Source organism: Pseudonocardia sp. P1, assembly GCF_000178675.2.
Lineage (GTDB): Bacteria > Actinomycetota > Actinomycetes > Mycobacteriales > Pseudonocardiaceae > Pseudonocardia.
This window is the reverse complement of record NZ_ADUJ02000001.1, coordinates 2,445,808-2,470,249: the sequence shown is the minus strand read 5'-3', so window position 1 is coordinate 2,470,249 and position 24,442 is coordinate 2,445,808. Positions and strand designations below refer to the sequence as shown.

Sequence of the window (24,442 nt, the reverse complement as noted above, 5' to 3'; positions counted from 1 at the left end):
GGCGACGCTTAACCCGCACACAGCGTGCCGTTACCCGGCCGCCGGGCACCGTTCCTCGCGTGTCGACCTCCACCGCCGCCGCGCCCGCCGCGCCCGCGCACCCCGCCCCCGTGCATCCCGCCGCGCGACCCGGCTCCGCGGCCCTCGGGGAGCCGGCGGGAACCCCACCGGTCCGGGCGTTCCACGCCGGCCCGCCCGCCACCGGACCGCTGGCCCGGGCCCGGCTCGCCGGCAGCGCGGCGACGGCGGCCGCCTGGCTGCGGACCGTCGCCCGCTCCGGTGAGCCCGACCCGCCGTCGGTCGCCGCCGCGCTCGACGCACTCGGCACCCTGCGCACCGAGCTCCGCTCGCTGCGGCCGCTGCTCGACCGGGAGCACGCCGTCCGGTGCCGGGCCGCGACCGACGCACCCGCCCGTGCCCTCGCCGCGCGGCACGACCTGGACGTCCGGATCGACCTGCTCGGCACCGTCGCCGGCGACGGCGAGGCACGGGCCCGCCGGGACGCGCTCCTGCGCCTGCGCCGCCGCTCCCCGCTCGTCGTGACCGGGGCCGGCCTCGACGGGTGCCTCGACGAGCTCGCGTCCGGCCGGATCCCGCTCCGCGACGGTGCCCCGCTCGGCGACCCCGGCCTGCCCGCGACCGTGCTGCTCCCGCCGCTGCTGCACCGGCGGTTCCGCAAGCTCACCCGCGACACCGACCCCCGCGACGCCGGCGCGGTCCACCGGCGCGCCGCCGAGCTGCGGATCGTGCTCGCGCTGGCGTCCGACGCGGGGCTCGGCGGCGATCCGGGGTCCCGGCACCGCTCCGGGCCCGCCGTCGTCGCCGCGGTCGCCGGCGACCTGCAGGACCGGGCCGCCACGGCGCTGCTGGCCGGCACCGCCGCGACCCTGTTCGCCGGCACCGCCGTGACGGCCGCCGACCTCCCACCGGGGCCCGCCCGGGACGCGCTGCTCGCCACCGGCCCACCCGGGCTCGCCGGACCGCTCGCCGACCTGGCCGCGCTGCGGGACCTGCTGCCCGTCGACACGACCGGCCCGGCCCGGCGCGCCGCGGGCGGTGTCGTCCTGCGGTCCGGCCCGGACGGTCCCGAGGTGCTGCTCGTGCACCGGACCCGGCGCGGTGACTGGTCGCTGCCGAAGGGGGCGGTGGAGCCGGGCGAGGCCGACGTCGACGCGGCGCTGCGCGAGGTGCGGGAGGAGACCGGCCTGCGCTGCCGGGCCGGAGCCGAGGTGACGGGCGTCCGCTACCGGGACCGCAACCGCCGCGCCAAACAGGTCCGGTACTGGCTGATGACCCCGCTCACCGGGGCGACCGGCCGGCCGGACCCGGCCGAGGTCGACGGCGTGGCCTGGGTGCCGCTGCGGGACGCGGCCGGGCGGCTGACCCGGGAGCGCGACCGCGTCGTCGTGGCGGGGGTGGCGGCCGAGCACGCCCCGCCGGGGCGGGTGACCCGGTGACCGCGGTGCTGTGGCGGTTCCGGGACCTGCTGGTCCCGCACCGCCGCCGGCTCGCCGCGGGCGGGGTGCTGACGGTCGTCGCCGCCGGGCTGGCGCTGCTGCTGCCGTGGCCGCTGGCCGTCGTCGTCGACGCGGTGCTCGGCGGGGCGGGGGTGCCGGACCTGCTGGAGCCCGTCGCCGCCGTGACCGGGACCGGTGCCGGCCTGGCCGCGGCGTGCGCGCTGGCGCTGTGCCTGGCCGCGGCCGCGGGGGCCGCCGCGACCTACGGGGCGGAACGCGTGCTCGCCGGGGTCGGGGAGCGGCTGCTGGCCGACCTGCGGCACCGGCTGTTCGTGCACCTGCAGGCGCTGCCGCTGCGCTACCACGACGGTCAGCGCGTCGGCGACCTCGGCAACCGGCTCACCGCCGACACCTCGACGGTGCAGTCGCTGCTGGTGGCGGTGCTGTCGGTGCTGTTGCCGAACGCGACGCTGCTGGTCGGGATCGTCGCGGTGACCCTGGTGGTGGACCCGGCGTTCGCGCTGCTGTCCCTGGCCGTGGGGCCGGCGCTCTACGCCGTCCTCGTGCACTACCGGGTGATCATCAAGTCCTGGGCGTCGGTCGCCCGCGCGGCGGAGGGCCGGGTCGCCGCGCACGCCGTCGAGTCGCTCGGTGCGATCCGGCTGGTGAAGACGTTCGCCGGCGAGGCCCGCTCGGAGTCCCGCTTCCGCGGGCACGGCCGCGAGCGGATGGCGGCCGGTCTGCACCGGGTCGACCACGCCGCCCGGCTGCCCGCCGTCGTCGACGTGCTGGTCCACACCGGACGCGCGGTGGTGCTGCTGGCCGGCTCGCTGCGGGTGCTCGACGGGTCGATGGACCTCGGGGTCCTGCTGGTGTTCCTCACCTACAACGAGCGGCTCTACCAGCCCGTCCGGCAGCTCGCGAAGCTGCAGACGACGATCAGCAAGGGGCAGGCGTCCGCGGACCGGGTCTGCGAGGTCCTCGACACCGTCCCGGACGTCGCCGACGCACCCGGTGCCCGCCCGCTGCCCCGGCTGCGGGGACACGTCGAGCTGCGCGGCGTCCGGTTCGGCTACGACCCGGCGCACCCGGTGCTGCACGACGTGTCGATCGTCGCCCGGCCGGGCGAGACCGTCGCGCTGGCCGGGCCCACCGGCGCGGGCAAGTCCACGGTCGGCGGCCTGGTCCTGCGGCTGCACGACGTCGACGCCGGTGCCGTGCTGCTCGACGGGCACGACGTCCGCACCGTCACCGGCCGCTCCCTGCGGGACCAGGTCGCGGTCGTCCCGCAGGACCCGGTGCTGCTCTCCGGGACGATCCTCGACAACATCCGCTTCGGCGCCCCGTACGCGACCCGCGCGCAGCTGATCGAGGCCGGCCGCGCCGCGCACGTCGACGAGTTCGCCGAGCGCCTCCCGGACGGCTGGGACACCGTGCTCACCGAGCGCGGGACGACGCTGTCGGGCGGGCAGCGCCAGCGCGTCGCGATCGCCCGCGCGCTGGCCCGCGACGCGCCGGTCGTCATCCTCGACGAGCCGACCTCCGGGCTCGACGCCGTGTCCGAGTCCCTGGTCATGGCCGGTCTGGAACGGCTGACGGCCGGTCGCACCGTGATCGTCGTCGCGCACCGGCTGTCGACGCTGCAGTCCGCGGACCGCATCCACGTGCTCGACCGCGGACGGGTGGTGCAGTCCGGCACGCACGCCGAGCTCGCCGCCGCCGACGGCCTGTTCCGCCGGATGCACCGCCTCCTGACCGACGACGACCGTCGGGGGTCCGTGCTTTCCTGACGGGTGACACCCGGGAGGTGGGCCGTGGTCAGGGTCGAGGGGCACTGGCGGAACCGCAGCTGGGTCCGCACGCACTACCGGCACCCGCTGCGGCCCGAGCCGGACCAGACGGGGCTGGTGTTCCCGCGGGCGCGGATGGTCCGGATCGACCTGTCCGTCCACGGCGGACCGTTCCCGGCGGAGCCGGTGGACCGGCGTCCCGGGCCGGCGCTGCCCGCACCGCGGCCGCCCCGTGACGGCTGACCCGGACCACGTGACGAGGATGGGGCCATGCCGAACCTGATCGAGAACGCGAGCCGGGTCACCGCCGCCGGCACCCCGCCGAAGACCATCGACGAGCACGTCGGCCGGGTGAACACCGGCACGGACCGGGTCTCGCTGGCGCACATGCGCAGCCCGTCCGGCTGGGCCGAGCCCGGCCAGACCCCCGAGTTCGACGAGTACACCCTCGTCCTGCGCGGGGAGCTGCGCGTCGAGCACGCGGGCGGCGAGCTCACCGTGGCCGCCGGCCAGGCCGTGCACACCACCCCGGGCGAGTGGGTCCGCTACAGCTCGCCCGGCCCGGAGGGCGCCGAGTACGTCGCCGTCTGCCTGCCCGCCTTCGAGCTCGGTGCCGCGCACCGTGACGACGACGCCGGCTGACCTGACCGGCCGCTGGGTCCCGGCCGACGGCACCGCGCAGGGCCGGGCGTTCGCCGAGCTCGCCGACGGCGGCGGCTGGACCGGCTCCGACGGCTGCAACCGGCTGCGCGGCACCTGGTCGGCCGGTCCCGGCGGCGCCTTCGCCGGGACCTGCGGGCCCACCACCCGGATGGCCTGCGAGAACGTCCCGATCGGGCGGTGGTTCGAGTGCGCGGCGACGGCCGTCGTGGAGCGTGACGTCCTGGTCCTGCGCGACGGCGCGGGCACCGAGCTCGCCCGCATGGTCCGCGGGGGTGCGCCCGGCCGGTGAACCGCGGTAGAGGTGGGAGCCGACGGAGGAGAGGAACCATGACCGCACGGATGCTGCTCGGACCGGCGCTGCTGGTCGTGCTGGTGCTCGCCGGCTGCGCCGACGCCGCCGCCGGCCCGTCCGGCGCCGCCCCCGGCCCCCGCCCCGCGGCCGCGGGCGACCTGCTCGGCCGCTGGTACCCCGCCGACGGCACCGCGCAGGGCCGGGCGTTCGCCGAGTTCGCCGACGGCGGCGCCTGGACGGGGTCCGACGGCTGCAACGGCCAGAGCGGCACCTGGGCGGTGGGCCCCGGCGGCGCCGTCACCGGCACCTCCGGGATGAGCACGATGATCGCCTGCGAGAACGTGCCGGTCGCCCGCTGGATCGCCGAGGCCGACCGCGCCGAGATCGACGGCACCGATCTCGTCCTGCACGGCGGCTACGGCACCGCCCGCCTGGTCCGCGACCTGCCCTGACGGGGAGCGGCCCGGGTCACCGCGGGAGCGGCAGCCAGTCCAGGACGTCCCGGATCCGGGCGTCCCAGTAGGACCACTCGTGCCCGCCGGGCCCGTCGTGGCCGGTCACGTCGATCCCGGCGGCGCGGGCGTGCCGGGTGAACCGCTCCGCGTGCGGGTGCAGCGGGTCCTCGGTGCCCGCGCAGACGTACAGCGGGGGAGCGGCCGCGGGCAGACGGTCGACCAGCGTGAACAGGTCGTCGCCGGTGCCCGTCACCGGGTCCCCGCCGAAGATCCGGTCCCAGATCCGCGGGTCCTCCTCCCGCGGCGGGCCCTGGATCAGCGCGCCGATGTCCAGCACCCCCGACAGCGACGCGGCGGCGCCGAACCGGCCGGGATCGCGCAGCGCCCAGCCCAGCGCGCCGTAGCCGCCCATCGACAGGCCCGCCACGAACGTCCGGTCCGGGTCGCCGGACACCCGGAAGAACCGGCCGACCAGCTCGGGGAGCTCCTGCTCGATCCACGTCCGGTACCGGCCGCCGTAGGCCTGGTCGGTGTAGAAGCTGCGGTGCACCTGCGGCATGACGACGGCCAGCCCGAGCTCGTCGGCGTAGCGCTCGATCGCGGTGTAGCGGGTCCACGCCGTGTCGTCGTCGGACAGTCCGTGCAGCAGGTAGAGCACCGGGGGCGGCGCGCCGGGATCGCGGACGCCGGCGCCGATCCGGGTGCGCGACGGCTGCGGCAGCAGGACGGTGATCGACGTGGCCAGACCGAGGGAGTCGGCGACGACGTCGCAGCGCAGCCGGGCCACTACGCGCCGGCCGCCGGGGCCGGGGCCGGCCCGCGCAGGAGATCCACGGGCGGTGATCCTCGCCGGGGCCGGGCGGCGCGGTCAAGGAACCCGGCTGCGCGACGGCACCGGCGCGGGGGAGGATCGGTGGCGCCATGAGCCACGTCCTGATGTCCACCGTCGCCGCGCACGGCCACGTCCACCCCAACCTGCCGGTGATGGCGGAGCTGGTCGCCCGCGGGCACCGCGTCACCTACCCGGTCCCGGAGCGTTTCGCCGACGCGGTCTCCGCCACCGGCGCGACCGCGCTGCGGATCCGCACCGACCTGCCCGACCCGGCCCGCGGCGAGCAGTGGCCCGAGGGCGGGGTCGAGGCGATGCGGCTGTTCTCCGGCGAGGCCCGCTCCGCCTACGAGCAGATCGCCGACGCGCTGCAGTACGAGCACCCCGACGTCGTCTGCTACGACGGCAGCGGATGGGCGGGGCACGCGCTCTCCCGGGTGTGGGGGCTGCCCCGGGTGGAGCTCGCCCCGCACATGGTCGCCTGGGACGGGTTCTCCGAGGACATGGCCGACGCCTTCGCGTTCCTCGACGCCCCCGAGGGGCTGGCGTGGCGTGCCGAGCTGGACGCCTGGCTGGCCGAGGTCGGCGCCGGCGTCGGGAACCGGGAGTTCCTGGGCCGCCCGGACCGGTCGGTCGTGCTGATCCCGGAGGCCATGCAGCCGCACGCGGACCGCGTCGACCGGGAGCGCTACACCTTCGTCGGGCCGGTCATCGGCGACCGCTCGCACCAGGGGCTCTGGCCGAAGCCGCGGAACCCGCTGCTGCTGGTCTCGCTCGGCTCCGCCTACAACGACCGGCCACGGTTCTGGCGGGACTGCATCGCGGCGATGCACGGGACCGGGTGGACGACGGTGCTCGCGACCGGCCCGCACGTCGACCGCGCCGACCTCGGCGAGATCCCCGGCGACGTCGTCGTCCGGGAGTGGGTGCCGCAGCTCGCGGTGCTCGCGCAGGCGTCGGCGTTCGTGACGCACGCCGGGATGGGCGGCTGCTCGGAGGGGCTCTGGCACGGCGTCCCGATGGTCGCCGTGCCGCAGGCCGTCGACCAGTTCGGCAACGCGGACGTGATCGCCGGGCTCGGCGTCGGCGAGCACCTGCCTGCCGGCGAGGTCACCCCGGAGAGCCTGCGGGAGGCGGTGCTGCGGGTGTCGTCGTCGGAGGACGTGGCACGGCGCTGCGCCGAGCAGAAGGCCGTCGCCCGGGCCGCGGGCGGCGCGGCGCAGGCGGCCGACGTGATCGAGTCGCTGCTGCCCCGGGCGCGCTGCGCCGGCTGCACCGGTGGCCTCTGCGGCCGTTGACGGCAACCCCGCTCATCCGATCGTGTCGCCGCCCGGCGTGGTGATTGTGAGCTGAGCGTTGCGAATGGCAACGTCACCGCTCTCGGTCGGGGGACGGGCACCGGGTGCCCGGAGAGGTGGGGTCGGTGCGCAGGACGCTCGTGTCACTCGTCGTCGCGATGGGGGTGGCCGTCGGCACCGCCACGCCCGCGGTCGCGGCCCCGGCGGCCCCGGCCGCACCGGCCATCGCGTGGGGCCCGTGCAGCACCCCGTCCCTGACGACGGCCGGCGCCGAGTGCGGCTTCCTGACCGTCCCGCTCGACCACGCCGACCCCGGCGGGGAGACGGTCCAGCTCGCGGTCTCCCGGGTCCGGCACACCGTGCCGCAGGACCGCTACCAGGGCGTCGTCCTCGTGAACCCCGGCGGACCCGGTGGGCCCGGGGTCGGGCTGAGCCGGCTCGGCTCGGCCGTCCCGAAGGACGCCGGCCCCGCCTACGACTGGATCGGCTTCGACCCGCGCGGCGTCGGCGAGAGCAGGCCCGCGCTCAGCTGCGATCCCGGCTACGGCGGCTACGCCCGCCCCGACTACCGCCCCGAGCACGGTGCCGAGGCGGCCTGGCTGCCCCGGGTGAAGGCGTACGCCCGGGCCTGCGCCGAGAAGGGCGGGGAGCTGCTGGAGCACCTGCGCACCGAGGACACGGTGCGTGACATGGACCTCCTCCGGCAGGCACTCGGCGCCGAACAGATCAACTACTACGGCTTCTCCTACGGCACGTACCTCGGGCAGGTCTACGCGAGCACGTTCCCGGACCGGGTCCGCCGGATGGTGCTCGACGGCGTCATCGACCCGCGGGACTGGTGGTACCAGGGCAACCTCAACCAGGACGTCGCGTTCGAGCGCAACATCGGCGCGTTCTTCGACTGGGTCGCGAAGAACGACGCCACCTACCACCTCGGCACCACCGGCGACGCCGTCGAGAAGCGGTACTACGACCTGCGCGAGCAGTTCCGGACGAGGCCGGCCGGCGGGCGGATCGGCTCGTCGGAGTGGACCGACATCTTCCTGCGCGCCGGGTACAACGTCGGGGAGTACACGACGGTCGCCGAGGCGTTCGTCGCAGGCACCCGTGGCGACGCCGCGGCCCTCACCGCCGCCTTCGGGCAGGCCGGGTCGCCGACCGACGACAACAACTACGCCGTCTACCTCGCCACCCAGTGCACCGACGCCCCGTTCCCGCAGGACTGGGACACCTGGCGGCGCGACAACACGGAGACCGACGCGACGGCGCCGTTCGAGACCTGGGGCAACGCCTGGTACAACGCGCCCTGCCGGGACTGGCCGGTGCCGCCCGGACCGGCCGCGACGGTCGAGGGGACCCTCGACCAGGGACCGCTGCTGATCTCCGAGACCTACGACGGCGCCACCCCGTACGAGGGTGCGCTGCAGGCGCGCCGGACGTTCCCCGGGTCGTCGCTGATCGAGGGCGTCGGCGGGCACACCCACTCGGCGTCGCTGTCCGGGGTGTCGTGTGTGGACGACCGGGTGGCCGACTACCTGCTCACCGGTGCCCTGCCGGACCGGGTGGCGGGGGACCGGTCGGACGTGCAGTGCCCGGCCGTGGCACCGCCGGACCCGGGGGCGGGACCCGCCGGGGGCTGACGCCGGCCCGGAGCCCCGGGTCCGTGGCCGCGCGGCGCCACCGGATCACCCGCATCCTGGACCGATGCGACGACGGCGCGCGACGTGACGGGCGGACTCGACCCGATCGACGACGTCCTCGTCCCGGCCGGGGCCCTGCTGACCCTGGTCACGACCGTCGGCACCGTCCACTGGCTCAAGGGCAAGCGCCGCATCGCCCTGCTCGCACCGCTGTCGGTCGTCTCGGTGATCGGCATCGTCGGCGTCGCCCGGGTCGCGAAGCCGGACTCGCCGTGGGCGCGCTGGCGCTACTCGGCGGACCGCCTGGGCCAGGCGCGGATCCGGTACGGCGGCACCGCGGACGACACCCCGGCGCACCGCTGGGAACCACCCGCCACCGCGGCGTTCGCCGTCGTCCTCGCCGGGATCGTGGCCGGGGTCCCGTTCGGCGCGGTGACCTCCCTGGTGGGCGGGGTGATCCTCGCGCACGCGCTGCTGGCGTCGGCCGGGCGGCCGGCGTCCCTCACGGTCTGCACGGCGACGGCCGGGGCGGCCGCCGCCGGCGAGGTGGTGACGGTGCTGCTGGCGCGGGGGAGCGTCCCCGGGGCGGCGACGACACTCGTCGTCGCCGCCGGGGTCGCCCTGCTGCACCTCAGGCGAAGTGCACGTACTCGTACTCGAACGGCTTCCCGTTGATCCCGTTCGACGGCGGCGCGATCCAGCCGGCGATCTTCCCGGGCTCGTAGACGGGCCGCATCAGGTTCTGGACGTGCGTGCGGTCGGCGTCCGTCGGCAGCCAGCCGTCCTTGCGGGCCTCCCACGCGTCCGAGCTGACGAGATCGCCCTTCGGCGTCACGTGGTGCCCGGAGAACAGCCCGACCTCGCGGTTGAAGCCGACGTGCGGCAGGTACACGCGCCCGTCGAAGCCGTTCTTCTCGAGGATCCGGTTCCAGCGCTTCAGCCCGGACCGGCAGTCCTTCACGTACTCGTTGCGCAGGTCCAGGTTCAGCGCGAGCAGGGCCGGGACCTGGTCGGTGACCACCGCGCCGTCGTGCACCTGCTCCATGTCGTAGCCGTCATCGGTGAGGAGGTGGTCGTCGTGGCGGCGCTCCTCCTGCCAGCGGCCCTTGAGTCCGGCGGTGAAGTAGTTGGCCGCGTTCGTCGACTGCTCGGACCCGAACAGGTCCAGCGACACCGAGTAGTGGAAATTGATGTACTTCTGGATCACGTCCAGCGGGACGCCGCCGTGCGGGGCGATGTCGGCGGTGTCGTGCTCGCGCATCAGCTCGCAGGTCCGCTGGATCACGCGGTCGATGCCGGTGGTGCCCACGAACATGTGGTGGGCCTCCTCCTTGAGCATGAACTCGCAGGTCCGCGACAGCGGGTCGAACGCCGACTCCTTCAGCGTGCCGAGCTGGTACTTGCCGTCCCGGTCGGTGAAGTAGGTGAACATGTAGAAGCTGAGCCAGTCCGGCGTCTCCTCGTTGAACGCGCCGAGGATCCGCGGGCTGTCCAGGTCGCCGGAGTTGCGGTGCAGCAGCGCCTCCGCCTCCTCGCGGCCGTTGCGGCCGAAGTAGGCGTGCAGCAGGTACACCATCGCCCAGAGGTGCCGGCCCTCCTCGACGTTGACCTGGAACAGGTTCCGCAGGTCGTAGAGGCTGGGCGCGGTCTCCCCGAGGCGGCGCTGCTGCTCCACCGACGCCGGCTCGGTGTCGCCCTGGATGACGATCAGCCGCTGCAGGTCGGCGCGGTACTCGCCGGGCACCTGCTGCCACACCGGCTCGCCGCGGTTCTCGCCGAACGCGATCCGCCGGTCGTCCCCGCGCTCGGCGAGGAACACGCCCCAGCGGTACTCCTCCATCGCGACGTGGCCGAACTGCGCCCAGCCCTCCTTGCCGACGTCGACGGCGGTGCGCAGGTAGACGTCCTGGGTCGGCACGGCCGGGCCCATCGTCTTCCACCAGTTGATGAAGTTCGGCTGCCACGACTCCAGCGCCCGCTGCAGCTTCCGGTCGCCGGCGAGGTCGACGTTGTTCGGGATCTTCTCGGTGTAGTCGATCGACATTGCTTCACACCCGCTTGCGGTCGAAGTCGGCCCTGCGGCCCGTCCCGTACTTGCGCAGTGCGCCCTCCGGTCCGGAGGCGTTCGGGCGCACGAAGATCCAGTTCTGCCAGGCGGTGAGCCGTCCGAAGATGCGGCTCTCCATCGTCTCCGGCCCGACGAAGCGGTGGTTGGCCTCCATCCCCGTCAGGGCGTCGGGGGACAGCGAGGCCCGCTCCTCGAGCATGATCCGGACCTCGTCGTCCCAGTCGATGTCGTCCGGGGCGTCGGTGACCAGGCCGAGCTCCAGCGCCTCGCGTGCCTCGATCCGCCGGCCCACCTCCTGCCGGAGCTTGGCGACGTGGTCGTCGTCGCCGTGGAACCGCGAGCCCAGCCGGGTCACGCCGTTGCCCATCGGGAACGTCCCGAAGTTCGACGCCGTGAGCATGATCTGGGCCTCGTCCTGCTGCTCCGAGTCGTCCTCGTCGAGCGTGCCGTCCAGCATGTACTGCCGGTCGCAGGCCAGGGCCAGCTCCAGCAGCGCCCCGGCGAAGCAGGAGCCGGGCTCGATCAGCGCGATCAGCGAGCGCGAGGTCACGTCGAGCCGCTTGAGGGTGCGCTTGAAGTAGTGCCGGATCTCGTTGACCAGCCAGTCCGACGACGAGTGCTCCTCGATGACCTTCTCGAAGGCCAGCGCGTCCTCGACGTCGCCGCGGGTCCGGACGATCCAGGTGCCCAGCTCCAGCTCGTTGCTGCGCAGCCGGAGGACCAGGTCGTCGAGCTGGCGGGTCACGGCCAGCGGCCAGAAGTCCGCGCCCAGCTCGTAGACCCGCTCCAGCGACGACGGCACGCCGCCGTCCGGCCCGTCGACGGTGATCTCGACCAGCCCGCGGTCGCGGTCGAACTCCGCTCGGACGTGCGGGTAGAAGATCCCCTCGTCGTTCTCGGTGCGCTGCAGCGGCGGCAGCTCGATCCCCGCGCCGCCGGGCAGCCGGGACGACGCCGCGGCGGCCGCGTCGGCCCGCTCCCGGACCGTCTCGTCCCACTTCCGCTTCGGGATCACCTCGTCGACGAGCTTCCACTCGACGGCCTGCTTCCCGCCGAAGCCCTCGGACCTGGTGGCGAAGACGTCGGCGCGGTCCTTGCGGACCTTCCGCTTGTCGGTGACCCGGGTCAGGCCGCCGGTGCCGGGCAGCACGCCGAGCAGCGGGACCTCGGGCAGCGCGACCGTCGACGAGTTGTCGTCGATCAGCAGGATGTCCTCGCAGGCCAGTGCCATCTCGTAGCCGCCACCGGCGGCGGTGCCGTTGAGGGCGGCGATCCAGCGCTGGCCGGAGTGCTCGGTGGCGTCCTCGATGCCGTTGCGGGTCTCGTTGGTGAACTTGCAGAAGTTCACCTTCCACGGGTGCGGCGACCCGGCGAGCATCCGGATGTTCGCCCCGGCGCAGAAGTTGCGGTCGCGTCCGCTGGTCAGCACCACGGCCTTCACACCGGGGTGGGTGAAGCGGAGCCGCTGGGTGATGTCGTAGAGCTCGATGTCGACGCCGAGGTCGTACGAGTTCATCTTCAGCTCGTAGCCGGGGACGAGACCGCCGTCCTCGTCGACGTCGAGCTTCACCCGGGCGACGGCCGGGTTCTCCGGGTCGATCTCCAGCTGCCAGTGCCGGTACGTCGACGGGTCCCGGTCGAAGTCGACGGCGGGGGACCCGGCATCGGTGGTGGGGCCGGCATCGCTCATGGGACGGGCGCCTCCTCGCGTCGTCGCGGTGGTTCAAAGGCTACAACAGGACGACGCGACGACGGAAGTTTGTGGAGTGTCGCCTCAGCCCGAGTTCTGCACGACCCCCGCGGGGACCTGCTTGCGCAGCTCGCCGACGTCGTTGCGGACGAACCCGTGCCCGGCCAGCCACTCGGTGACCTGCTCGGGATCGGGGTGACCGTGCGGCACGACGTTGTAGATGTAGTGGAGCCTGCGACGTCCCGCCTCGGCCTCCAGGTGGGCGAGGACGAACGCGCCGACCCCACCGCCCCGGGCGTCCGGGCGGACCAGGACGAGGATCTCCGCGTCGCCCCAGGACCCGTCGAGGCGGCCGTAGCCGAGGGTCCGGCCCGCACCGTCCTCGACCCGCCACCACTCGTCGCCCAGCGGGTCGCCGGACTCCGGGCGGCCCAGCCCGAACAGTGCGGGATCCAGGCCCCCCAGCACCTGCCGCTTGCGGTCGTCCCAGCTCGCCGGGGTCTCCGCGACCCATGCCCAGGTGTCCACTCCGGCCTCCTGCTCCTCGGGTGACGGGTGCCGTCTGCGAGTGAACCCGCCCGACCGGGATCGGGCCAGGGGTCGTCGCTGATTGCGACACCTCGGACCTCAGACGACCGTCTGCGCTTCGGTCTGCTGCCCGCTCACCCCGGGGAGCTCGGACGCCTGCTCGCGCAGCCGGTACCGCTGGATCTTCCCGGTGGGGGTCTTGGGCAGCTCCGTCACCGCGACGACGACCCGGGGACGCTTGAACGACGCCAGCCCGTCCCGGCAGAACGCGACGAGCTCGTCGGAGCTCGGGGCGGCCGCGGCGTCGCGCGGCACCACGAACGCGACCGGCTTGTCGAGCCCGTCGGCGTCCGGCACCCCGACGACGACCGCCTCGGCCAGCCCGGGGTGCTCCAGCAGCCGGGTCTCCACCTCGCCGGGGGAGACCCAGATGCCACCGACCTTGAGGACGTCGTCGGCGCGGCCCAGGCAGGTCCAGGACCCGTCGGCGTTGCGCACGTACTGGTCGCCCGTGCGCATCCAGCGGCCCTGGAACACCAGCCGGTTCACCTCGGTGCGGCACCAGTAGCCGGTGCAGACCGAGTCGCCGGCGACGAAGAGCATCCCCTGCTCGCCCGGCTCGGTGATCACGCTGCCGTCCGGGCGGCGGAGCTCCACCTCGTAGCCGGGCACCGGGAACCCGGAGCTGCCGGGCACGACCTCGCCGGGCCGGTTGGAGATGAAGATGTGCAGGGCCTCGGTGGACCCGATGCCGTCCAGCACCTCGAAGCCGTAGCGGTCGCGGACGCCGTGGAACATCCGGGCCGGGAGCGCCTCCCCGGCCGAGGCGCCCCGGCGCACGGTGGCGAACCGTTCCGGGGGCAGGTCGGCGGCGATCATCGGGCCCCAGAAGCTGGGGACGGCGAAGAACAGCGTCGCCCGGTGCTCCTCGGCGAGTCGCGAGTACAGCTCCGGGGCCGGCCGCGAGGGCTCCAGCACCGCGCAGGCGCCCACCGACAGCGGGAAGAACATCGAGTTGCCGATGCCGTAGGCGAAGAACAGCTTCGCCACCGACAGGCAGACGTCGTCGCGCCGGATGCCGAGCACCTGGGCCCCGTAGGTCTCGCCGACGAACCGGATGTCGCTGTGCCGGTGCATCGCGCCCTTGGGCCGCCCGGTGGTGCCCGAGGTGTAGAGCCACAGCGCCTGCGACTCCGCCCAGGTCGGGGCGGGCTCCGGCATCGGCTCGCCGGCGGCGAGCAGCTCGTCCCAGGTCAGGGAGGCGACCCCGGGCGGCGTCGCCGGCGCCGCCGGGCCGGTGGTGACGACGCGCTCCAGGTCCGGCGCCCCGGCCGTGGCCTCGGCGAGCTGCGCGGCGAACGCCTCGCCGCCGATCACCGTCGTCGCGCGGGAGTCCCGCACGAGGACGGCGAGCTCGCGACCGGTGAGCATGGTCGAGCTCGGGACCGCGACGGCACCGGCCCACATGGTGCCGAGGATCGCGGTGAAGAGCTCGACGTCGTCGGGCATCACCATCAGGACGCGCTGCTCGGGACGCACGCCCACGGCGCGCAGCGCCCCGGCCACCGCGCGGACGCGGTCGGTCAGCTGGGCGTAGGTGAGCGCACCGCCGGGGAACCGCACGGCGGTCCGGCCGCCGTCGCCCGCGGCGACCCGCGCGGACGTGAGGTGGGCGGCGGCGTTGAAGGCGTCCGCGCTGCCGCGGGGGGCCGGGATCGGGGTGGAACGGGCGGGCTCGTCGGCGTTGACGACATCGGCCATGGTGGGTGGCTCCTGTGCCGGTTCGGGAGTCTGTGATGCTACACACATCGGACGTGCCGTCAACGGTTCGTAGATCGACGCCGGTGCGTTCCCGGCGCCCGTGTGGTGAGCTGATCGGCAGTCGACACCAGGAGGTCGCCGCGGTGACAGCGTTGTCCCCAGTCCCCTCGTCCCCGCAGGTCACGCAGGCCGCGGGTGCGTCACCGGTACCGCTCGTCGGGCTCGACCGGCAGCGCGAGGTGCTCACGGTCGCCCTGGCGACCGGCCGCCACGTCGTGCTGGAGGGCCCGCCGGGCACCGGCAAGTCGACGCTGCTGCACGCGATCGCGCGCGAGTCCGGCCGCCGGACGGTGTTCGTGGAGGGCAACGCCGAGCTGACCCCGGCCCGGCTCGTCGGCGCCTTCGACCCGGCCCAGGTCCTGACCGACGGCTATGTCCCCGCCGCGTTCGTCGACGGGCCGCTGCTCACCGCGCTGCGCGGCGACGGCGACTCCGGGCTCCTCTACCTCGAGGAGATGAACCGGATCCCCGAGGAGACGCTGAACGTCCTGATCACGGTCCTCACCGAGGGCGAGATCACCGTGCCCCGGCTGGGCACGGTCCCCGCCGGGCCCGGCTTCCGGCTGATCGCGGCGATGAACCCGTTCGACGCCGTCGGCACCGCCCGGGTCAGCCAGGCCATCGCCGACCGGATGTGCCGGGTCGTCCTCGGCTACCAGCCGGAGGCCGCCGAGCGGCGGATCACCGGCGCCGTGACCGGGCGCGACCCGGCGGCCGTCGCGCTGGCCGTGGCGCTGACCCGGCGCACCCGCGAGCACCGCGACGTCCGCACCGGCTCCTCGGTGCGGGGCGCGATCGACCTCGCGCACGTCGTCGACGGGCTGGCCGCGATGCGCGGCGAGGACCCCACCGGCCGGGACACCGCGCGCGACGCCATGCACGCGGCGCTCTCCGGCCGGATCCGCGTCGCCGACGGCGTCGACCGGACCCCGGAGGCGGTGCTCGACGAGATCCTCGACGACGTCTGGCCGCCCGACGCCGAGTCCCCACCCGAGCCGCCCGCACCCGGCGACGAGGAGAACCCTCCCGCGGACGGCGGTGAGGGTCCGGGAAAAGCCGGGAGTCCGGCCCCCGCTGACGGGGCGCCGGACACCTCGCGCCGGGGCCGGCCCGCGCGCGGGCCCCGCACGCTGGGCCGCGACGAGCTCGCGTCCCGGCACGAGGGCTTCGCCGCGGTCTCGCCGGAGCTCGGCGAGCTCGACGACGCCGCGTTCGACGACGCGCTCGCCGCCGACCCGGAGGCCGCCGCGGCGTTGCTCGCCGATCTCGCGGTCGCCACCGACGCGCAGCTGCGGGCCCGGGCCCGGCGCCTCGCCGGGCGGGTGTTCCTGCGGCTGGGCCGGGTCGGGCCCGCCCGGTCGCGCGGCACCCGGCGGCTCGGGCCCCGGCCCGGCGGGCAGGGCGACCTCGACCTCGACCGGACGCTCGACGGCTGGCAGCCGGGCCCGCACGCGCGCCGGCCGGGACCGGCCGACGTCGTCACCCGGGACTGGACGGCGCACCGCAGGGCCGTGGTGCTGGCCGTCGACGTCTCCGGGTCGATGCAGGGCGACGCGGTGTCGCTCGCCGCCGTCGCCGCCGCGGGCGTGGTGCTGGCCTGCACGAGTGGCGGGACCGCGGGCGGGCCGCAGGACCCCGGCGTGCTCGTCTTCGGCTCGGAGGTGCGGACGCTCGCCACGCAGGGCGTGCCCCGTCCGGCCGACGACCTCGTCGGCGAGCTGGTCGCCGTCCGGGGCCACGGGGTCACCGACGTCGCGGCCGCGCTGCGGGCCGCCTCGGTGCAGCTCGCCGGGGCGGTCGCCGAGGAGCGCACCGTCGTGCTGCTGTCGGACTGCCTGCACACCAGCGGCGACGACCCGCTCACCGCGCTCGCCGGGATCGACCGGCTGCACGTGCTGCTGCCGCAGCCCGGCGACCCCGACCCGGCGGCGCTGCGGGCGGCCGGGGCGCTCGCAGCCCGCGGCGGGGGTGTGTACGACACCGTGTCACGGCTGGCGCAGGTCGGACCGGCGCTGACTCGGATCCTGGGCTGAGCGGGCACCGGTTCCGGCGATCGGGCCCGCTCGCGGAGCGCTTCCGGCAGAGTCCGGCGGGTGAGTCCGGACCCCGATCGTCCCGCTACCGCACTCGGTGACCGTCTTCGTGAGCTGCGTGCCGGCCCGTTCAGGTCGGGGTCGGAACTGGCGCGGCACCTGGGCTGGCAGCAGTCGAAGGTCTCCCGGATCGAGCACGGGCGACAGCTCCCGACCCGTAGCGACCTCGACCGCTGGGCCCGGGCGGCCGGTGCCGACGACGAGGCCCGCGCCGCCCTGCACGACCTCCTCGACCGCGCGCACGTCAGCACCGTGTCGAACGCCGCCGCAGGCCGCCGGCCGGGTGGCCTCGAGTCGCTCCAGGACGACCTGCGCGACCTCGAGCGGGCGTCCACCCTGGTCGCGGAGTACCAGCCGCACCTCGTGCCGGGGCTCGCCCAGACCCCCGCCTACACCAGGGCGTGGCTGACGCAGGCGGCCCGGCCCGGCCTGGCCGGGCACGTCGACGTCGAGGGGATCGTCGCCGCGCGGTCGGCGCGGCAGGCGATCCTGCACGAGCCCGGGCGCCGGGTCGTCCTGGCGATGGGCGAGGGGGCGTTGCGCAGCGTCCACGGCCCGGCCGAGGTGCAGCGCCGGCAGCTCGGCTACCTCCAGGTGATCGCGGACCTCCCCGCGGTCGAGCTGCTCGTCGAGCCGTTCACGGCCGCCACCGCGACCCTGCGGGGCTTCCAGCTGCTCGACGACCGGGTCCTGCTGGAGGACGCCGACGGCACCCGGCACCTGACCGACCCGGACGTCGTCACCCGGTTCCGCGGAACGCTCGACGCCGTGCGGGAGCGCGCGGTCACGGGGGAGGCCGTGATCACGCTGCTCGGGGACGTCATGGAGTCCCTCCCCGGCCGCTGAGGATCCGCTGCGTAGGCTCGCCCGCCGTGGGGACCCTCGTCAGCTTTCACGCCCATCCCGACGACGAGTCGATCGGCACCGCCGGCACGCTCGCCAAGGCCGCCGCGCTCGGACACCGCGTCGTGCTCGTGTTCGCCACCCGCGGCGAGCTCGGCGAGCCGGTGCCCGGCGTCCTCGCCGACGGCGAGCAGCTCCCGGTGCGCCGCTCCGCGGAGTGCCACGAGTCCGCCCGCGTGCTCGGCGTCGCGCGCGTCGAGTTCCTCGGCTACGTCGACTCCGGGATGATGGGCGACCCGACGAACGACGCGCCGTACTGCTTCTGGCAGGCGTCGGTGGAGCACGCCGCCCGGCGCCTCGCGCTGATCTGCGAGGAGGAGGAGGCGGACGTCCTCACCACCTACGACGACAACGGCGGCTACGGCCACCCCGACCACATCCAGGTGCACCGGGTCGGCGCCCGCGCCGGCGAGCTCGCCGGTGTCCCGGTGGTCGCGCAGAACACCACCAACCGGGACTGGCTGATGCGCGGGATGCGGGGCCTCCAGAAGGAGCGCGGCGGCGACTGGCAGATGCCCGAGCTCCCCGACGACGGCTCGTTCGGCAAGCCCGAGTCGGAGATCACACACCGGGTGGAGGCCGTCGAGTACGCCGAGACCAAGCGCGCCTCGATGCGGGCGCACGCCAGCCAGATGGGCCCGGACCACTTCATGCTGACCATGCCCGAGCCGGTGTTCGCGATGGGTCTGGGCACCGAGTTCTACATCGTCGACGTGCAGCCCAACCCGGCCTCCGCGCCGGACGTCTGGACCGACGTGTTCGAGCCGCTGCGCTAGCGGGCGGCCACCCGGTCCCAGCTGCGCATGAGCACCCCGTGCGCGGGGCGTTCGACGAGCCGGGTCAGCAGCCAGCCGAGCAGTACCGCGACGACCAGCATCGCCGCGGACTGCAGCAGCGGCCCCACGCCGACGTCCTGGAGCCGGCGCATCACCACGTAGCCGACGGTCTGGTGCATCAGGTAGACGCCGTAGGAGATGCCGGCGAGCCTGCGGAACGCGGTCGCGAGCGGCGCCGGGATCCAGCCGCCGGGGCGGGGGAGCCGGGCGACGAGCGCGACCAGCGCGATGCCGACGCACACGAGTGCCGCGGCGACCGCGTCGATGTGGTCGAGATCGATCCGCAGCACCCCGTCCGGGCCGGGCATGAGGCCGTGCACGAACTGCGCGAGCCCGCAGAACGCCAGCAGTGCGAGCGCGTGCCCGTTGCCCATCCGTCGGGTCGACCACAGCCAGACGGCGATCCCGGCGACGAACAGGTGCAGCCGGTGGAACCCGAAGCCGTCGACGATCATCCGGTACCACTCGGGCGGGTCGGCCGGGTCGTCCGGCCGGGCCCGCAGCGGCCAGAGCAGCAGCGGGACGAGCACCATCGTCCACAGCAGCACCCGCAGCCGCGGGCCGAAGCCCCACCGGGTCGTGCTGAGCACCGCCGCGGCGGTGAAGGCCATCAGCTGCAGGGGCAGCGTCCAGAAGGCCGGGTCGAGCCACGGGTACCGGACCGTGTCCCAGTTCCCCAGCATCAGCCAGTTGACGACGACCTCGCGCGCGTCGGGCGACGCCCAGTCCTCGGGGGAGAGGAAGCGCAGCGCCACCCAGGCCACCGGGACGGCGACGAGGAAGGCCGGCAGCAGCCGCGCCACCCGGCCCCACCAGTAGCGGCCCGGGGAGTGCCTGCCGAGGGTGGCGCACGCGAAGTAGGCGGAGACGACCAGCAGCAGGCTCGCGCCGACCTGGTGGTCGAAGGAGAGCCGGCGGGGGATGAGCTCCGGATGGAGCACCGGCCCGAGGTGCGTGGCGTGGTAGAGCACCACCAGCAGGACGAACCCGCTGCGCAGCACGTCCCAGCCGGGTTCCCGCCGCCGGGACCCCGGCCGGCCGGGCTCTGGAGGAGTCGGCACGACCACCCCGACACGGTAAGCGCGGCACCCTCCGCGCCCTGCCACACCCCCGAAGGAGGCCCTGACTGCGCGCCCGGGGGGTGTCGGTTCTACCCTTCGTAGAGCACAATCGGCGCGCGCCGCGCGAACGGTCGGGGGACCCCGGGTGGATCTTCACCGACCGGACGGGCGGCACTCGCCGGTCGGGAAGTAAGGTCCTCCCGTCCGCGAGGACGTGCTCAGGTCAGGCAAGTGCATGGAGGCCCAGGTGACAGCGGTCGAGCCCAAGCCGATCTCGACGCGCCCGTATCCGGCGCGCCGGGAGGGCAAGGGATCCACGTTCCTCAGGATGCTGAGGACGACGGATCCGAAGGACATCGCGATCCTGTACCTCTGCACGTCGTTCGCGTTCTTCGCGGTCGGCGGCGTGATGGCGCTGCTGATCCGCGCCGAGCTCGCGCGACCGGAGCTGCAGTTCCTGTCCACCGAGCAGTACAACCAACTGTTCACGATGCACGGCACGATCATGCTGCTGCTGTTCGCGACGCCGATCCTGTTCGGCTTCGCCAACTACATCGTGCCGCTGCAGATCGGCGCGCCCGACGTGGCGTTCCCCCGGTTGAACTCGTTCTCGTACTGGCTCTACCTGTTCGGCGGGATCATCGTCGTCTCCGGGTTCCTGACCCCGGGCGGCGCCGCGGACTTCGGCTGGTTCGCCTACACCCCGCTGTCCGACGCGATCCGCTCGCCGGGCGTCGGTGGCGACCTGTGGATCATGGGCCTGGTCGTCTCCGGCCTGGGCACGATCCTGGGTGGCGTCAACTTCATCACCACGATCGTCTGCATGCGCGCGCCGGGCATGACGATGTTCCGGCTGCCGATCTTCACCTGGAACATCTTCATCACCGCGCTGCTGATCCTGATCGCGTTCCCGATCCTGACCGCGGCCCTGCTGGGCCTGGCCGCGGACCGGCACCTCGGTGCGAACGTGTTCAACCCGGAGCACGGCGGTGTGGTGCTCTGGCAGCACCTGTTCTGGTTCTTCGGCCATCCCGAGGTCTACATCGTCGCGCTGCCGTTCTTCGGCATCGTGTCGGAGATCTTCCCGGTCTTCTCGCGCAAGCCGCTGTTCGGCTACAAGGGCCTCGTCTTCGCGACGATCGCGATCGCGGCGCTGTCGGTCGCGGTGTGGGCGCACCACATGTACGCCACCGGCGCGGTCATGCTGGCGTTCTTCTCCTTCACCACGTTCCTGATCGCGATCCCGACGGGCGTCAAGTTCGTCAACTGGATCGGGACCCTGTGGAAGGGCAAGATCACCTACGAGACGCCGATGCTGTTCTCGGTCGGCTTCCTCGTCACGTTCCTCTTCGGTGGCCTGACCGGCATCCTGCTCGCGATGCCGCCGGTGGACTTCCACGTGTCGGACACGTACTTCGTCGTCGCGCACTTCCACTACGTGCTCTACGGCACGATCGTGTTCGCGACGTTCGGCGGGATCTACTTCTGGTTCCCGAAGATGACCGGGCGGTTCCTCGACGAGACCCTCGGCAAGATCCACTTCTGGCTGACCTTCGTCGGGTTCCACCTGACGTTCCTGGTGCAGCACTGGCTGGGCAACGAGGGCTACCCGCGCCGGTACGCCGACTACCTGCCGATGGACGGCTTCACGACGCTGAACATGATCTCCTCGATCGGTGCGTTCGTGCTCGGGGCGTCGACGCTGCCGTTCTTCTACAACGTGTTCAAGAGCTACCGGTTCGGTCGCGTCGTGCAGTCGGACGACCCGTGGGGCTTCGGCAACTCGCTGGAGTGGGCGACCTCCTGCCCGCCGCCGCGGCACAACTTCACCGAGCTGCCCCGGATCCGGTCCGAGCGGCCGGCGTTCGACCTGCACTACCCGCACCTGGTCGAGAAGGCGCGCGCCGAGGCGCACGTCGGTGGCCGCGCACACCCGACGGAGGTGCTGGCCAAGGAGGTCGGCAAGGAGTCCTGGCCGGACGACGACCCCAAGTCCAACTGAGGTGGCGGTAGCCGCTCCCGGTCCGGCCCCGTCCACCGTGCTCGTCACGGTGACCGGGCCGGACCGTCCGGGTGTCAGCTCCGTCCTCTTCGCCGCCCTCACCGCCGCCGGTGTCGAGCTCCTCGACCTGGAACAGGTGGTCGTCAACGGGCGGCTGACCCTCGGGGCGCTCGTCGTCCCGCAGGGTGATCCCGAGGACCTGCAGGAGTCCGTGGGCGAGGCCATGGACTCGATCGACATGTCGGTCCACATCGAGATCCAGCGCGACGGGCGCACCGATCCCCGTCCGCAGCCGACCCACGTCGTCACGGTGCTCGGGCGGCCGATCACCGCCCGCGCGTTCGGCGCGATCGCGGCGGAGCTCGCCGCGGTGGGTGCGAACATCGACGCCATCCGCCGGGTCGCCGACTACCCCGTCACCGGGCTGGAGCTGCTGGTCTCCCCGGTCCCGGACGGCGACGCCGACTCCTACCCGCCCGGCACGCTGCGCAAGCGCCTGGTCGAGGTCGCCCGGTCGGCCGGTGTGGACGTCGCCGTCGCGCGGGCCGGCCTCGCCCGCCGCAGCAAGCGGCTGATCGTCTTCGACGTCGACTCCACCCTGATCCAGGGCGAGGTCATCGAGATGCTGGCCGCGCGGGCCGGGGCGGACGTCGAGGCCGAGGTCCGCCGGGTCACCGAGGAGGCGATGGCCGGGAACCTGGACTTCGCCGAGTCGCTCGCGGCGCGGGTCTCGGCCCTGAAGGGGCTGCCCGCCTCGGTCGTCGACGAGGTCGCGGCCGAGATCGAGCTCACCCCGGGCGCGCGGACGACGATCCGCACGCTGAAGCGCCTCGGCTACCGCTGCGGCGTCGTGTCCGGCGGGTTCACCCAGGTGATCGCCGGCCTGGCCGACGAGCTCAAGCTCGACTTCGTCGCCGCGAACGAGCTGGAGATCGTCGACGGCAGGCTGACCGGCCGGGTCACCGGCGAGGTCGTCGACCGGCCCGGCAAGGCGGTCGCGCTGCGCCGGTTCGCCGAGGCCCACGAGATCCCGATCGGGCAGTCGGTCGCGGTCGGCGACGGCGCCAACGACATCGACATGCTCTCCACCGCCGGGCTCGGCGTCGCGTTCAACGCCAAGCAGGCGCTGCGCGACGTCGCGGACACCTCGGTGACGGTGCCCTACCTCGACGTCGTGCTGTTCGTCCTGGGGATCACCCGCGACGAGGTGGAGGCCGCGGACGCCGAGGAGGGCGTGCTGCGGCGGGTCCCGATCGCGTGAGCGACGTGGTCGGTGACCCCGTCCTCGGCCTGCTCGCCGAGCGCTACGGCACCGGAGCACGCCGCCGGGAGATCCCGCCCGAGCCGGACGGCGTCGTCCGCGCCATGCCGGTGGTCCTGCGCATCGAACGCGACCCGCTCCCGGGCCGTACCCCGCTCCTGGAGGCGGCCGCGACCGCCGCGGTGGCGGTGTGCCTGGACCCGCGGGCCCAGCCGGGTGGCGAGTGGCACGACGCCGTCGAGACCTGGATCGACGGCCGCATCCGCAAGATCGCCCGCCGGGCGCGTGGGGCGCACTGGCGGGCGGTGCAGGACCTGCCCGGCGTGACCGTCGAGGTCGGCGGAGCGGAGGCCCGGGCGTTGCTCCCCGGCCCGGTCGACGACGTCCCGAAGACCGTCTCCCGGCTCCAGATCGGGGGGACCGAGCTGGAGCCGGACGACCCCGGTGCGCCGCCCGCGGACACGCCCCTGGTGCTGCTGAACCCGCACGTGGAGATGTCCGTCGGCAAGGCGGCGGCCCAGGTGGGGCACGCCACGATGATCCTCGGAGCCGTCGGCGGCTGGCCGGTCGCCGACGAGCCGGGCGTGCCCCGGTGCGCCGTGCGGACCCCCCGCCCCGCCGACTGGGAGCGGTACCGCACGGCGCTGGAGCGGGGCGGGCCCGGACTCGTCGCGGTCCGGGACGCCGGGTTCACCGAGGTCGCCCCGGGCACGGTCACGTGCCTCGGGGTCGAGCACCCGGGCTGACTCAGACCGTCGTCGCCAGCTGGACGTCGACGTTGCCGCGGGTGGCCTTCGAGTACGGGCACACCTGGTGCGCGGCCTCGACGAGCGCGTCGGCGTCGGCCTGGTCGAGGCCCGGCAGGTTCGCGGTGATCTGCGCCGAGACGGCGAAGCTGGTGTCGTCCGGGGCGAGGCTCACCTGCGCGGTGACGGTGGCGCCGTCCGGGACCGCCACCTTCTTCTTCCCCGCGACGAGGCGCAGCGCACCGTGGAAGCAACTCGCGTACGCGGCGGCGAACAGCTGCTCGGGGTTGGTCGCGCCACCGGGGCCGCCGAGGCCGGGGGGCATCTTCAGGTCCTGGTCGATGAAGCCGTCATCGGTGCGGATCCGGCCGTCCCGGCCACCGCCCGACGAGATCGCCTCGGTCGTGTACACCGCGTCCGCCATGCTCTGCTCCTCGTGTCGTGGTTTCGATTGCGCACAACCTAACGCGGGGACCCGGGGCGCGCAGCACGGCGTCGTCGGCGGCGTTGCGTAGTGACACGGACCGTGTCGAGAGCGGCGAATATCGGGGCGACACCGTAGTGCTTGTGTGACCCACATAACCCGCAAAGAGGTCTCTCGTTACGGAGAGTATGAACTACCCCCGTGAATTGTCACCGCCCCCGGTGTATCCCCCCACCCCGCCGGGTCTCGGGGGAGCCGGCCGGGACGTGTGGGTCGCGGCGGCCGAGAGCCCGCAGTTCGAGGAGCTCCGCGGCCGCCTGCTGCGATTCGTCCTCCCCGCGACGGCCGGGTTCCTGCTCTGGTTCTTCGTCTTCATCGGGCTCAACGCCTGGGCCCCCGGGCTGATGGGCACCAAGGTCGTCGGGGACCTCACGCTGGTGCTGGTGCTGGCCGTCGCCCAGTTCGTCTCGACCTTCGCGCTCACCGCCGCCTACGTCCGGTACGCGAACCGCCGGCTCGACCCGCTCGCCGACGAGATCCGCGGCCGGCTCGAGGGGGTCCGCACGTGAGCGACCCGATCCTCGC

The 24,442-nt window shown here is 74.2% G+C and carries 23 protein-coding genes; 16 read left to right on the top strand and 7 right to left on the bottom strand.

Annotated features, from left to right (window positions below):
* Window positions 1-59: 59 nt before the first annotated feature.
* The 6 genes from PP1_RS10885 to PP1_RS10860 are packed head-to-tail and all read left to right on the top strand — an operon-like array spanning window position 60 to window position 4,654.
* Entirely contained in the window at window positions 60-1,457 is a 1,398-nt protein-coding gene (locus PP1_RS10885) for an NUDIX hydrolase (RefSeq protein WP_075314004.1), read from the top strand.
* Window positions 1,454-3,247 carry an ABC transporter ATP-binding protein gene (locus tag PP1_RS10880; protein ID WP_083697038.1) on the top strand — a complete coding sequence of 598 codons (1,794 nt, stop codon included), beginning with the start codon at window positions 1,454-1,456 and terminating at the stop codon, window positions 3,245-3,247. The genes PP1_RS10885 and PP1_RS10880 overlap by 4 nt, the downstream gene beginning before the upstream one ends.
* Window positions 3,248-3,271: 24 nt before the next feature.
* Window positions 3,272-3,490, top strand: coding sequence for a hypothetical protein (locus PP1_RS10875; protein WP_010227438.1), 219 nt, complete (start codon window positions 3,272-3,274; stop codon window positions 3,488-3,490).
* A 27-nt stretch (window positions 3,491-3,517) separates the two neighbouring features.
* Complete coding sequence (locus PP1_RS10870; RefSeq protein WP_010227440.1) at window positions 3,518-3,889, top strand: cupin domain-containing protein; 372 nt, start codon at window positions 3,518-3,520, stop codon at window positions 3,887-3,889.
* Entirely contained in the window at window positions 3,870-4,199 is a 330-nt protein-coding gene (locus tag PP1_RS10865) for an META domain-containing protein (RefSeq protein ID WP_075314005.1), read from the top strand. Before PP1_RS10870 ends, PP1_RS10865 begins: the two co-directional genes overlap by 20 nt.
* Before the next feature lie 38 nt (window positions 4,200-4,237).
* Window positions 4,238-4,654 carry an META domain-containing protein gene (locus tag PP1_RS10860; RefSeq protein WP_060573707.1) on the top strand — a complete coding sequence of 139 codons (417 nt, stop codon included), beginning with the start codon at window positions 4,238-4,240 and terminating at the stop codon, window positions 4,652-4,654.
* Between the two features lie 16 nt (window positions 4,655-4,670).
* On the opposite strand, the gene PP1_RS10855 is transcribed toward PP1_RS10860, so the two are convergent.
* Window positions 4,671-5,444, bottom strand: coding sequence for an alpha/beta hydrolase (locus tag PP1_RS10855; protein WP_010225261.1), 774 nt, complete (start codon window positions 5,442-5,444; stop codon window positions 4,671-4,673).
* A gap of 134 nt (window positions 5,445-5,578) precedes the next feature.
* Here PP1_RS10855 and PP1_RS10850 point away from each other — a divergent pair, with 134 nt between their 5' ends.
* The 3 genes from PP1_RS10850 (at window position 5,579) to PP1_RS10840 (ending at window position 9,099) form a co-directional block, all read left to right on the top strand.
* Entirely contained in the window at window positions 5,579-6,784 is a 1,206-nt protein-coding gene (locus tag PP1_RS10850) for a macrolide family glycosyltransferase (protein ID WP_010225259.1), read from the top strand.
* Between the two features lie 125 nt (window positions 6,785-6,909).
* Window positions 6,910-8,424: an alpha/beta hydrolase gene (locus tag PP1_RS10845; RefSeq protein WP_249265941.1), complete on the top strand. Its 1,515-nt coding sequence runs from the start codon at window positions 6,910-6,912 to the stop codon at window positions 8,422-8,424.
* Between the two features lie 84 nt (window positions 8,425-8,508).
* Entirely contained in the window at window positions 8,509-9,099 is a 591-nt protein-coding gene (locus PP1_RS10840) for a hypothetical protein (RefSeq protein WP_010225255.1), read from the top strand.
* Here the strand turns inward: PP1_RS10840 and boxB are convergent.
* The 4 genes from boxB to PP1_RS10820 all read right to left on the bottom strand — a co-directional run bounded on the left by boxB (window position 9,056) and on the right by PP1_RS10820 (window position 14,471).
* Window positions 9,056-10,468, bottom strand: coding sequence for a benzoyl-CoA 2,3-epoxidase subunit BoxB (gene boxB, locus PP1_RS10835; protein WP_010225253.1), 1,413 nt, complete (start codon window positions 10,466-10,468; stop codon window positions 9,056-9,058). The two genes, PP1_RS10840 and boxB, sit on opposite strands and share 44 nt — an antisense overlap.
* A gap of 4 nt (window positions 10,469-10,472) precedes the next feature.
* Complete coding sequence (gene boxC, locus PP1_RS10830) at window positions 10,473-12,182, bottom strand: 2,3-epoxybenzoyl-CoA dihydrolase (RefSeq protein WP_010225251.1); 1,710 nt, start codon at window positions 12,180-12,182, stop codon at window positions 10,473-10,475.
* A gap of 84 nt (window positions 12,183-12,266) precedes the next feature.
* Window positions 12,267-12,710: a GNAT family N-acetyltransferase gene (locus PP1_RS10825; RefSeq protein WP_010225249.1), complete on the bottom strand. Its 444-nt coding sequence runs from the start codon at window positions 12,708-12,710 to the stop codon at window positions 12,267-12,269.
* Window positions 12,711-12,809: 99 nt separating this feature from the next.
* Window positions 12,810-14,471 carry a benzoate-CoA ligase family protein gene (locus PP1_RS10820; RefSeq protein WP_083697039.1) on the bottom strand — a complete coding sequence of 554 codons (1,662 nt, stop codon included), beginning with the start codon at window positions 14,469-14,471 and terminating at the stop codon, window positions 12,810-12,812.
* Between the two features lie 152 nt (window positions 14,472-14,623).
* Here PP1_RS10820 and PP1_RS10815 point away from each other — a divergent pair, with 152 nt between their 5' ends.
* Genes PP1_RS10815 through PP1_RS10805 form a run of 3 tightly spaced genes read left to right on the top strand, consistent with a single transcriptional unit; the run spans window position 14,624 to window position 18,303 of the window.
* The gene (locus tag PP1_RS10815; RefSeq protein ID WP_249265942.1) at window positions 14,624-16,564 is read left to right on the top strand and encodes an AAA family ATPase; all 1,941 of its coding nucleotides are present in this window, start codon (window positions 14,624-14,626) and stop codon (window positions 16,562-16,564) included.
* A gap of 60 nt (window positions 16,565-16,624) precedes the next feature.
* Window positions 16,625-17,470: a helix-turn-helix domain-containing protein gene (locus PP1_RS10810; protein ID WP_010231633.1), complete on the top strand. Its 846-nt coding sequence runs from the start codon at window positions 16,625-16,627 to the stop codon at window positions 17,468-17,470.
* Window positions 17,471-17,496: 26 nt separating this feature from the next.
* Window positions 17,497-18,303, top strand: coding sequence for a PIG-L family deacetylase (locus PP1_RS10805; RefSeq protein WP_010231632.1), 807 nt, complete (start codon window positions 17,497-17,499; stop codon window positions 18,301-18,303).
* On the opposite strand, the gene PP1_RS10800 is transcribed toward PP1_RS10805, so the two are convergent.
* Entirely contained in the window at window positions 18,300-19,430 is a 1,131-nt protein-coding gene (locus PP1_RS10800) for an acyltransferase family protein (protein WP_033199723.1), read from the bottom strand. The genes PP1_RS10805 and PP1_RS10800 overlap by 4 nt on opposite strands.
* A gap of 241 nt (window positions 19,431-19,671) precedes the next feature.
* On the opposite strand from PP1_RS10800, the gene ctaD reads away from it, so the two are divergent.
* From ctaD to PP1_RS10785, 3 genes are read left to right on the top strand one after another with little or no spacing between them, the layout of a single operon-like run.
* Window positions 19,672-21,426 carry an aa3-type cytochrome oxidase subunit I gene (gene ctaD, locus PP1_RS10795; protein ID WP_010231630.1) on the top strand — a complete coding sequence of 585 codons (1,755 nt, stop codon included), beginning with the start codon at window positions 19,672-19,674 and terminating at the stop codon, window positions 21,424-21,426.
* 37 nt (window positions 21,427-21,463) lie between these two features.
* Window positions 21,464-22,687 (top strand): phosphoserine phosphatase SerB, encoded by a 1,224-nt coding sequence (gene serB, locus PP1_RS10790; protein ID WP_010231629.1) that lies wholly within the window; start codon window positions 21,464-21,466, stop codon window positions 22,685-22,687.
* On the top strand, window positions 22,684-23,433 hold the full coding sequence (locus PP1_RS10785; RefSeq protein ID WP_010231625.1) for a peptidyl-tRNA hydrolase: 750 nt from the start codon (window positions 22,684-22,686) through the stop codon (window positions 23,431-23,433). The genes serB and PP1_RS10785 overlap by 4 nt, the downstream gene beginning before the upstream one ends.
* 1 nt (window position 23,434) lies before the next feature.
* Here PP1_RS10785 and PP1_RS10780 read toward each other — a convergent pair whose 3' ends face one another.
* On the bottom strand, window positions 23,435-23,857 hold the full coding sequence (locus tag PP1_RS10780) for an organic hydroperoxide resistance protein (RefSeq protein ID WP_010231624.1): 423 nt from the start codon (window positions 23,855-23,857) through the stop codon (window positions 23,435-23,437).
* 266 nt (window positions 23,858-24,123) lie between these two features.
* On the opposite strand from PP1_RS10780, the gene PP1_RS10775 reads away from it, so the two are divergent.
* On the top strand, window positions 24,124-24,426 hold the full coding sequence (locus PP1_RS10775) for a DUF485 domain-containing protein (RefSeq protein ID WP_010231623.1): 303 nt from the start codon (window positions 24,124-24,126) through the stop codon (window positions 24,424-24,426).
* The last annotated feature ends 16 nt before the right edge of the window (window positions 24,427-24,442 follow it).